The following is a 6,327-nucleotide window of genomic DNA, read 5'->3' as shown; positions in this document are numbered from 1 at the left end:
CTTTTCTCCAAGCAGCTTAATGGCTGTATCCATCTTGGTTTCCAACTCCTGAAGGCGTTTAGAATCTTCTATACGCTCACTCACAGAAGGAAGGGATTCCTCACCAAATCTTTCTTTGTAGAACTTAACCCAGTTCGTGATCGTGCTAGGAGACACTGAATATTTACGTGCAAGATAAGATAACTTCGTTCCACTAAGTGCCTCTTGAGCTACCTTGATTCGTTGCTCATCATATAGGATATTGCTTTTCATACGTCTCATTCCCCCTCACCAATATTGTACCTTATTGCATATTGATGACTCCAATCTAATTAGGGGGCTTCAGAGCATTCCTCATGAATTACTGCATTTCCTACATCAAATTCTCCCGAAAACGCCCTTTTGAACCCGTTGAGGAGAAATTAGCTGCACATTTTGCAGGTAATTTCCCAAAAATGGATGCTAACTCATAATTTTGATGTACAAACTGCATCTAGTGTGGTCTTGAACTCACGCAGCTAGCTAACTGCCTTGCCCCAAATTATCATTTCTTGGCAGAAACGAAAAAACAGTTCGGATCACCTCAATGAGGTTTCCCGAACTGCTAATTATTATGACTTATTCGTGGTGGTGTGCATCATGTGTCTCACGCTGGTTGCGGCGACGGGCTACACCAGATTCATAGGCGGCTTCCATGACCGCTTCTCGTACCTTCTCAACAACAGCAGTGTTGAACACACTTGGAATAATGTAATATTCGTTCAACTCATCTTCATTTACTACCGATGCAATGGCTTTGGCTGCTGCCAGCTTCATTTCTTGCGTGATGCGTGAAGCACGGCAATCAAGCACACCGCGGAAAATCCCCGGGAAGCAAAGAACATTATTAATTTGATTCGGATAATCCGAACGGCCGGTTGCCATGACACGAACATAAGGTTCAGCTTCTTCCGGAGTAATTTCCGGTGTTGGATTTGCCATCGCGAACACGATCGGATCAGTGCCCATTCTCTTCACATCATCAGCCTTAAGTACACCTGGCCCCGATAACCCAATGAAAATATCAGCGCCTGGTATAACATCTGACAGTAGTCCTTTTTGTAAAAATGGATTCGTATTGTTTGCATACCATTCCCAAGCCGAATTCGTATAGCTCTCTCCGCGTACAATTGCGCCTTGTCGATCTACACCGATAACATTTGTAACACCGGCAGCTAACAGCATCTTCGTACAAGCAATCCCCGCAGCTCCAATGCCCGTGATAACTACTTTACAATCTTCCAAATTCTTGCCCACGAGCTTAACAGCATTGAGCAGGCCTGCAAGAATAACTACTGCCGTTCCATGTTGATCGTCGTGGAATACAGGAATATCTAGTTCATTGATTAATCTTTCCTCAATTTCAAAACAACGAGGCGAAGAAATATCTTCTAAATTAATACCGCCGAATGCTGGTGCAATCGCTTTTACCGTACGAATAATTTCTTCGGTATCTTGCGTATCCAAACAAATCGGGAACGCATCTACACCCGCCATCTGCTTGAACAGCATAGCCTTTCCTTCCATCACCGGCATCGCCGCTTCCGGACCAATATTTCCTAAACCTAAGACCGCTGTGCCATCCGACACAACAGCAACCGTATTCCGTTTTATTGTTAATGAGTGTGCTTTAACAGGGTCTTCATGAATAGCCATACAAACTCGAGCAACCCCCGGTGTATACACACGGGATAGGTCGTCCCGATTTTTAATAGGCATTTTCGGAGTCACTTCGATCTTCCCGCCCAAATGCATGAGAAACGTTTGGTCTGAAACGTTAATTAAGCGGACGCCTGGAATATCCTTCAACACTTGAGTTATGGATTCCGTATGTTCGGGGTCGCTAACTTTTACCGTAATATCGCGCGTTGTTGTTGTTTTACTAGCTCGTGTTACGTCAATCGCGACAATATCGCCGCCTGCATCACCTATAGCTGTAGCAATTTTACCAAAAGTGACCAATTCTTTATGTATTTCCAAACGCACAATAACGCTTGTGCCTCCACCATTTAACCCCGCCATAATAAGGATCACTCCTAAGAAGATAATTAATTGACCATCATGTTAGATCATAGCATACAATGTCGACCTTGCCAAAAATCAAATTGGTCATTTTGTGACAATTTCATAAACATGTCGCAGGAGAGCAACGCCGCTGCGAATCTCCTCCTCGGTTAGATGTGCAAAACCGAAGATAGCCCCAGCTCGCTCTTGGGGGAGGTCGTAAAACGCTGCGTCGCTCCACGAGACGCCAACTTCACGGCATGCGGCTGCATAGGAGGCATAGCTGTTGAAGTCGCCCCGCCACCAGCCGAACAGATGCAGCCCGCTATCACTTTCCACCCACTCGAAGAGGGTGGAGAGCTGCTCCTGCAGCAGCGCTTGCAGGAGCAAGAACTTGCTCGCGTACACCCGCCGCATGCGGCGCAGGTGTCGCTCGTAGCCGCCGCTCGCCATAAAAGCGGCGAGCGAGCGCTGTTCGAGCAGCCCCGAAGGGTGCGGCTCATAAAGCCGCTTCGCGGCCACAAAAGCGACCTGCAGCGCCTCCGGCAGCACGACGTATCCGATGCGCAGCTCTTGCAGCATCGTTTTGGAGAAGGTGCCGATGTAAACCACTCGGCCCTCCTCTTGGTCTAGCACCTTGAGCGGCTCAATTGGCCGCCCGCGGTGCCTGAACTCGCTGTCATAATCGTCTTCGACGATGACAGCGCCCTGCTCTTCCGCCCAGCGCAGAAGCTGCTGGCGGCGCTCTAAGCCCAGCACCGCCCCCGTAGGGTACTGGCGGCTGGGTGTCACGAACATCAGCCGTGCGTTCCACGGCTGCGGGACTAGCCCTTGCCCGTCCACCGCCGCGTGGACGGGGACTCCGCCAGCCGCCAGCACTGCGCGGCTGGTGCCTGGATACCCCGGGCGCTCCAGTACGACTGGATCGCCTTCATTCACGAGCACCTGGGTCAGCAGCGCTATCGCTTGCATCGACCCATTGACGATTACGATGCGCTCTGGCGGCGCATCAATTCCCCGCATCCGCCTCAGGTGCTGTGCGATCGCTTCGCGAAGCGCATAATGCCCCTCGGCGTTGTAGGCCTCCTCGTGCGGCGACTCCGTCATCCGCCGCACCTGCTCATACATCCCGCGGTTCCACAGCTCCCGCGGAAACTCATCCATTAGCGGTCGACCCACCGCAAACGAAATCTTTCGCCTTTGTCCTTGTCCTTGTCCTTGTCCCTGTCCTTGTCCTTGTCCTTGTCCTTGTCCTTGTCCTTGTCCTTGTCCTTGTCCTTGTCCTTGTCCTTGCCCTTGACCTTGTCCCTGTCCTTGTCCTTGTCCTTGTCCTTCCCCCCGCCCTACCCAATCCCCATCAAGAACCCGCGTCCCCCAGACCGATAGCCTAAACTCCTTCCTGCTAACATGCTCTTTCTTCTCCTGCCCGCTGGCATATACAACAAAAGTCCCTCTCCCCACATCAGCCTGCAAGTAGCCTTCAGCAATTAGCATCTCATACACCTGATTAACGGTTCCACGAGATAGCCCAAACAAAACTGCCAGTTCACGACTCGATGGGAGCTTCGTATTCAATTTCAGTCTATTTGCAAGTATTTCATCATGAAGAGCGTGATACAAAGCGGCATACTTGCTCGTATATTGGGTTCGATAGGAATGGTAGGGTATGTGAAACTCCATGCTTGCTCCTCCGATCATTATAGTAAGATTTCGTTAAGCTGCAAATGAAGTAATCGATGAATATTTAGGACAATCTTCTGTTATAAATGATGCAAATTACATTTGTTCCTTTGTGTTTAACGATGTTCCGCAATGGTACACACAAATTCATCAAAATTGGTTCTTTTTATTACTCCACTTTTCTATTATGCTTTCTAAAATCTCATAAAACTGACTTTATGACAAGGAGAGAATTCCAATGAATCTACAACCTCTTATTTTAGAAGGAGAGCGTGTCGCCCTGCTGCCTATGCAAAAATCCCATATAACCGGCCTACTAGAAGCGGCTGCCGATCCAAACATATGGGCATATATGACGCCGCTTCATAGTCCGGCAGATGTAGAAAATTTTGTTCACCAAGCACTAGAAGAACAGAAAGCAGGACTGGGCATCCCTTACAGCGTCTATGACAAGATCACCGATGCTTTCGTCGGCAGCACACGTCTCTTCGATATTTCAACCCAACATCGGAATCTGGAGATTGGTCATACCTGGTACAATTCCCAAGTTTGGCGTACACGCGTTAATACCGAATGCAAGTATTTACTGCTGAACCACTGCTTCGAATCCTTAAACCTTCTCCGTGTCCAGCTAAAAACGGACTTGCGGAACGAACGCTCTCAAACCGCTATTGCTCGATTAGGCGCCAAAAAAGAAGGTATTCTCCGTCAACATCGCATACTTCACGATGGCTATATACGTGATACTGTCATGTTTAGCATCCTTGATACCGAATGGCCTGAGGTTAAACAGCGATTAGAAAGTTTTTTAAATAATGTAAGCGTGTAATCCCTATCCAAACCAATCCGAAAATATTTGTTTCACGCAGTGACGTACACTTGTTAAAGTGGTATAATAACTGCAAAAAATGAATAGCTCATTGGAAGGAATGACCCACTCTTATGAATCCTCTGGCACGACAGTTAAACGAGACCCTGGAACGTGAAAATTCTCACGTGCATGACATGCTTTCTGCATTAGGTAGATCGATTTACTTCCCGAAAGAAGGCATTCTCAGTCAATCTGCTGAAGCAAAGGCTAAAGCCAAGAAATACAATGCTACCATTGGTATTGCTATCGAAAATGGTCAACCTATGCATCTGAAGGTCATTCAAGACACACTTTCCACCTATGCACCAAAAGATATATATGAATATGCACCACCTGCGGGTAAACCTGAACTTCGGACAGCATGGCGCAAAAAAATGCTCGAGGAAAATCCCGAAATTGGCAACAAACGGATCGGTAATCCGATTGTTACGAATGCGTTGACCCATGGTCTAAGCATTGCTGCTGATCTTTTCGCAGATGTTGGCGACGCAGTAATTATTCCGGATAAAAACTGGGAAAATTACGAGCTCACCTTCGAAATCCGCCGCGGTGCCCAAATTGTGAATTACCCGTTATACAACGAAGAGCAAAAATTTAATGCAGTTGGACTTCGTGAAGCTCTTTTTGCTCAAAAATCCAAAGGCAAAGCGATCGTTGTCCTGAACTTCCCGAACAACCCAACAGGCTACACGCCTGGCGCTGAAGAAGGGAAAGAAATTTCTGCTGCCATCAAAGATGCTGCTGAAGCAGGCATCAACGTCATCGTACTCACGGACGACGCTTACTTCGGTCTTTTCTTCGAAGGGTCCCTGCACGAGTCCTTGTTCGGTCAATTGGCTGACATTCACCCGCGTGTGCTCGCTGTCAAAATCGACGGAGCCACCAAAGAAGAATACGTCTGGGGCTTCCGTGTAGGCTTCATTACGTATGCAGGCCAAAGCGAAGCACTTCTCAGCGCCTTAGAGCAGAAAACAATGGGGATCATCCGTGCGACCATATCCAGCGGTCCTCACCCGTCTCAAACTTTCGTGCTTCACGCTCTTAACTCTCCTGAGTTTGGTCAACAAAAACAAGAGAAATACGAAATCATGAAAGGCCGCGCTAACCGCACCAAGTCCATTTTGGACAGTGGAAAGTTCAATGATGCATGGGGCTATTACCCGTTCAACTCCGGTTACTTCATGTGCTTGAAGCTCAAAACCGTTGATGCCGAAGCCTTACGTGTTCACTTGCTTGATCAGCATGGTGTAGGAACAATCGCCTTAGGCTCTACTGACCTCCGCGTTGCTTTCTCCTGTATTGAAGAAGGCAGCCTCGAAGAGCTATTCAACCTCATTTATCAAAGCGTTAAAGAAATAGAAACCGTCTCAGCAAGCAAATAAAATGAACAAAAAAGAGCACTTCCTAACTTCAAGTTAGAGAGTGCTTTTTTTGTTCTTCTCGTTTGTACTTCTCGTTAGCCAACCATGCCCCTCACGGGGCACCACGGAATAATGAAAATTTATTCAGTGCGTTTTATAATAATAGTACGGCTGGCGAGGAAGGTCGTTGAACTATGGTGCCTTGAGCCCTACCGTTAGTCTGACCACAGCGACCGCGGTGCACCACGGACTGTTGCTCCCTCTTGGGAAGCACGCAGGGTAGATTAACCCTATATTGGTTTGCTGCACCAGCCTCAATTTATTAGCCGTAGAAAGGTGATTCACATGCAAGTACTTATTGAACGTGCATGCGGTTTAGATGTTCACAAAAAG

Annotated in this window: 5 protein-coding genes; 2 read left to right on the top strand and 3 right to left on the bottom strand. The window is 47.7% G+C overall.

Annotated features, from left to right (window positions below; translation table 11 throughout):
* The 3 genes from G519_RS0137450 to G519_RS0137440 form a co-directional block, all read right to left on the bottom strand.
* Positions 1–252 (bottom strand): helix-turn-helix domain-containing protein (locus tag G519_RS0137450; RefSeq protein WP_029195754.1); only part of this gene is annotated, 252 nt, incomplete at its 3' end.
* Positions 253–597: 345 nt separating this feature from the next.
* Positions 598–2,040: an NAD-dependent malic enzyme gene (locus G519_RS0137445; RefSeq protein WP_029198902.1), complete on the bottom strand. Its 1,443-nt coding sequence runs from the start codon at positions 2,038–2,040 to the stop codon at positions 598–600.
* Between the two features lie 87 nt (positions 2,041–2,127).
* Positions 2,128–3,702 carry an aminotransferase-like domain-containing protein gene (locus tag G519_RS0137440; RefSeq protein WP_029198901.1) on the bottom strand — a complete coding sequence of 525 codons (1,575 nt, stop codon included), beginning with the start codon at positions 3,700–3,702 and terminating at the stop codon, positions 2,128–2,130.
* Between the two features lie 238 nt (positions 3,703–3,940).
* On the opposite strand from G519_RS0137440, the gene G519_RS0137435 reads away from it, so the two are divergent.
* Positions 3,941–4,531 (top strand): GNAT family N-acetyltransferase, encoded by a 591-nt coding sequence (locus G519_RS0137435; RefSeq protein WP_029198900.1) that lies wholly within the window; start codon positions 3,941–3,943, stop codon positions 4,529–4,531.
* Positions 4,532–4,644: 113 nt separating this feature from the next.
* Positions 4,645–5,955: an aminotransferase class I/II-fold pyridoxal phosphate-dependent enzyme gene (locus G519_RS0137430; RefSeq protein ID WP_029198899.1), complete on the top strand. Its 1,311-nt coding sequence runs from the start codon at positions 4,645–4,647 to the stop codon at positions 5,953–5,955.
* The last annotated feature ends 372 nt before the right edge of the window (positions 5,956–6,327 follow it).

Source organism: Paenibacillus alginolyticus DSM 5050 = NBRC 15375 (assembly GCF_000422905.1).
Lineage (GTDB): Bacteria > Bacillota > Bacilli > Paenibacillales > NBRC-103111 > Paenibacillus_E > Paenibacillus_E alginolyticus.
This window is presented reverse-complemented; position numbering and strand designations above follow the sequence as displayed.